This is a genomic window from Paracoccus sp. (in: a-proteobacteria), from assembly GCF_046462195.1.
Taxonomy (GTDB): Bacteria; Pseudomonadota; Alphaproteobacteria; order Rhodobacterales; family Rhodobacteraceae; genus Paracoccus.
Window position 1 is genome coordinate 1 of sequence record NZ_JBKGUN010000086.1, and the last position, 4,052, is coordinate 4,052.

4 protein-coding genes and 1 pseudogene are annotated in these 4,052 nt (G+C 64.2%); 3 read left to right on the forward strand and 2 right to left on the reverse strand.

Features of this window, described 5'->3' with window-relative positions:
• Both ACLHHB_RS05675 and ACLHHB_RS05680 read right to left on the reverse strand, forming a co-directional pair.
• Positions 1-98: pseudogene (locus tag ACLHHB_RS05675) on the reverse strand (30S ribosomal protein S4); the annotation flags it as partial.
• A gap of 138 nt (positions 99-236) precedes the next feature.
• Positions 237-1,349: an ROK family protein gene (locus ACLHHB_RS05680; protein ID WP_410217315.1), complete on the reverse strand. Its 1,113-nt coding sequence runs from the start codon at positions 1,347-1,349 to the stop codon at positions 237-239.
• Positions 1,350-1,469: 120 nt separating this feature from the next.
• On the opposite strand from ACLHHB_RS05680, the gene ACLHHB_RS05685 reads away from it, so the two are divergent.
• The 3 genes from ACLHHB_RS05685 to ACLHHB_RS05695 all read left to right on the forward strand — a co-directional run.
• Positions 1,470-2,498, forward strand: coding sequence for a sugar ABC transporter substrate-binding protein (locus tag ACLHHB_RS05685; protein WP_410217316.1), 1,029 nt, complete (start codon positions 1,470-1,472; stop codon positions 2,496-2,498).
• A 72-nt stretch (positions 2,499-2,570) separates the two neighbouring features.
• Positions 2,571-3,626 carry an ABC transporter permease gene (locus ACLHHB_RS05690; protein WP_410217317.1) on the forward strand — a complete coding sequence of 352 codons (1,056 nt, stop codon included), beginning with the start codon at positions 2,571-2,573 and terminating at the stop codon, positions 3,624-3,626.
• On the forward strand, positions 3,626-4,052 hold a 427-nt coding region (locus ACLHHB_RS05695), incomplete at its 3' end, for an ATP-binding cassette domain-containing protein (protein ID WP_410217318.1). The genes ACLHHB_RS05690 and ACLHHB_RS05695, both read left to right, overlap by 1 nt.

The following is a 4,052-nucleotide window of genomic DNA, read 5'->3' on the forward strand; positions in this document are numbered from 1 at the left end:
CCGTATTCGCGGCGGTTGACCGGCGACTTGGCGCGGCCCCAGATGTTCTCGCCCATGCGGCGGTCGATCTTGTACTTGGCAGACGTGCGTTTAGTCACGGCTGTTCTCCTTGCTCTGCATTGCGAAGGGCGTTGTCCTCTGGCCAAGGCCTGACAGGGTTCCCCTTGCGGGGTCCACCAACACCAATGAAGTGCGCGCTTATAGCCGACGGCGCGGTGGCGTCAAGCGCAAACGAACTAGGCCAGCGCCCCGTCGGGCTGGAAGAAATGGGACAATGGCAGTGCCGCGGCCCCCAGAATGCGGGCGCTGCGGCTCAGGCTGCCTTCGACCACCCGGGGACGGTCGATTCCGGCGGCAGGCATGACGGACAAGGCACGACGCGTCGCCTCGGTCAGGCGGGTGCGCGTGGCGGGCGGGACGGCGCCGTCTATGACAACCAGCGGCAGGTCGGCCAGCGCGACCGCCGACAGCGCCACGAAGGCCAAGGCACGGCCGGCCTCGTCCGCCCAGTCCTGCTCGACCTCAGAGGGAACGTCCCAGCCTGCATCGTCCGGCGGCAGTGAACGGCCGATGCGCCTTTCCAGTGCGGACACGGAGGCCTGGTCCAGCAGTTGCCCGCCACCGGGCACGGGCATCGAACCTAACGCGCCCGCATTTCTTTGCGGCCCATGGCGCAGCGCGCCGTCCAGCACGATGCCCCCACCGGCGAAATGGGCGACATAGATATGGATGAAGTCCCGCGGAAGGAGTGTTTGCCCAAAGATCAGCTCGGCTCCGCAGGCTGTGGTGGCGTCATTGTCCAGAAAGATCGGATAGGGCAGGCCCGCTGCCAGTTCGGCCTGCAGATCCACATCCCGCCAGGCAGACATTTCCTGCCCCCAGTCCCAGAGACGGTACGGGGTGGCGACGCCAAGCCCTGCGATGCGGGGCCTGTCCGTGGGACGCAAAGATGCTTCCATTGTTGCGAGGCCCTGTCGGGCAAAGGCCAGGATGTGGTCGGGACGCGGGTAGGCGTGAACCTCTTGCCGGTGCATCCGGACCTTGCCCGAAAAGTCGACCAGTGCCAGTTCGGCCAAACGCCGACCGATCTTGAGACCAAGGAAATAGGCACCGTCCGGGGCGAGCGACAGGGGGATCGAGGGTTGTCCGACCTTGCCCCGCACCACGGCCTCGGTGCCGAGATACCCCGCCGCCATCAGCTTGCGGGACAGGTTGGTGATGGACTGCGCCGACAGGCCTGTCATCTGCGCCATGGCAGCGCGCGCCAAAGGGCCGTGACGCCGGATCAGCGACAGGACCATGCGCTCGTTCCGGCTGAGGGTGCCGGAAATATCCGGATCATGTTTCATCGAGAAGCCTCCATGAGAGGCATTAATCAACACGATTGATTTATTGACAAGACCCCAGTCCTGATGCTTTCTGAAAATCAGGGCGGCCGAGGAACCGCTATTCTGGAGGAGATTCGTAAAGTGACGATCAAGACTGTTTTCCGCGCATCCTGCGCGCTGTCCGCGCTTGTCCTGTCTGCCGGTCTGGCGCATGCGCAAGAGCCGGTGAAGGCCTGCCTGATCACCAAGACAGACATCAACCCGTTCTTCGTCAAGATGAAGGAAGGCGCGACGGCCAAGGCGGCCGAACTGGACATCGAATTGATGACCTTCGCGGGCAAGATCGATGGCGATCACGAGACCCAGCAGCAAGCTGTCGAAAGCTGCATCGCGGCAGGCGTCAAGGGCATCCTGATCACCGCATCCGATACCAAGGCCATTGTCGATCCGCTGAGCCAGGCGCGCGATGCCGGCATTCTGGTCATCGCGCTGGACACGCCGCTGGACCCGATCGAGGCGGCGGACGGCACCTTTGCGACCGACAACCGCGAGGCAGGACGCCTTATCGGCGCCTGGGCCGCGGGCAAGATGGGTGACGCGGCGGCCGACGCCAAGATCGCCATGCTGGACCTTTCGGCCAGCGCGCCGTCCGTGGACGTGCTGCGCGACCAGGGTTTCCTTGAAGGCTTCGGCGTCGACGTCAATGATGAGAACGTCATCGGGGACGAGGATGATGCTCGCGTCGTCGGCCACGATGTCACCTCGGGCAACGAGGAAGGCGGCCAGCAGGCAATGGAAGCGCTGCTGCAGCGCGACCCGGCCATCAACCTTGTTTACACGATCAACGAACCCGCCGCTGCCGGCGCTTATGAGGCGCTGCGGTCCTTTGGCCGTGAAAACGACGTGACAATCGTGTCGGTGGATGGCGGCTGCCCCGGCGTGCAGAACGTGGCGGATGGTGTCATCGGGGCCACTGCGCAGCAGTACCCGCTGATGATGGCCTCCATGGGCATCGAGGCCATTGCGGCTTTTGCGGCGGATGGCACCAAGCCCCAAACCAGCGAAGGGCTGAACTTCACCAACACCGGCGTGAACCTCGTCACCGACGAGCCGGTCGATGGCATCGAGTCGATCAGCGTCGAGGAAGGGCTGGAGCGCTGCTGGGGCTGACGCCCTCCTGACATGACATCCTGGCCGACGGCGGGCATCCTGCCGTCGCGCCCCTTGATCACGGAGCCCCCGATGTCCGACACGCCCGATCCCGTGGTCCAGCGCAACGCCAGCGAAACGGTTGCCCAGTTCGAGCACCGAAGCCGCAGCACGCTGGACCGGGTGCAGCACTTCCTGCACCAGTATCCCACCATGGTTCCGGTCATCGTGCTGGTCCTGTCGTTGATCGCCTTCGGGCTGATCTCTCCCAACTTCTTTTCGGCCTTCAACCTGTCGCTGATCCTGCAGCAGGTGGCGGTCGTGGGCACCCTGGCCGCGGCGCAGTCGCTGGTCATCCTGACCGCAGGCATCGACCTGTCGGTGGGGGCGGTGATGGTGCTGATTTCCGTCGTCATGGGCCAGCTGGCGGTGAACTGGGGCATTCCGGTGCCGATCGCCATCCTGCTGGGCCTCGGCTGCGGGGCTGCCACCGGCGCGTTGAACGGGACGCTGGTGACGCGGCTGAAGCTGCCGCCCTTCATCACCACGCTGGGCACATGGAACATCTTCCTGGCGCTGAACTATTACCTGTCCGGTCGGGAAACGATCCGCAGCCAGACGCTGGATGCCGAAGCGCCGCTGCTGAAGTTCTTTGGCGAACGCTTCAACGTGGGCGGCGCGGTGCTGACCTATGGCGTCATCCTGATGCTGGTCGTCTTTGCGGTCCTTTACTATGCGCTCTACAAGACGGCCTGGGGGCGCAGGGTTTATGCCGTGGGTGACGATCCTGAGTCCGCGGCGCTTGCCGGTATCCAGACCAAGCGGGTGCTGATGTCGGTTTATGTTGTGTCGGGCATGATTTGCGCGCTGGCCGCCTGGTCCTCGATCGGGCGCGTGGGCTCGATCAGCCCGACCTCGTTCTTCGAGGCGAACCTCGAATCCATCACGGCCGTCGTGATCGGGGGCATCTCTCTGTTCGGCGGACGAGGATCGATTCTGGGGCCGCTGATCGGGGCGCTGATCGTGGGCGTCTTCAATTCGGGCCTGCGTCTGGCCGGGGTGGACGTGCTGTGGCAACTGTTCGCGACAGGCTGGCTGATCATCTTTGCCGTCGCCATCGACCAATGGATCCGAAAGGTGTCGTCATGATTGAGCCGCTTCTTTCCGCACGCAATCTGGTCAAGCGCTATGGCCGCGTGACGGCCATGGATCATGCCGACTTCGACCTGTATCCCGGCGAGATCCTGGCTGTGATCGGCGACAACGGAGCGGGCAAATCCAGCCTGATCAAGGCCATCTCGGGCGCCGTGACGCCGGATGAAGGCGAAATCAGGCTGGATGGGAAGCCCATCAGCTTTGCCAGCACGCTGGATGCGCGCAAGGCGGGGATCGAGACGGTCTACCAGACGCTGGCTCTGTCACCGGCCCTGTCCATCTCGGACAACATGTTCATGGGGCGCGAGATCCGGAAGCCCGGCTTCCTGGGCAAGTGGATGGGCATGCTGGACAAGACCGCGATGGACGATTTCGCCCGCGCCAAGCTGACCGAGCTGGGGCTGATGACGATCCAGAACA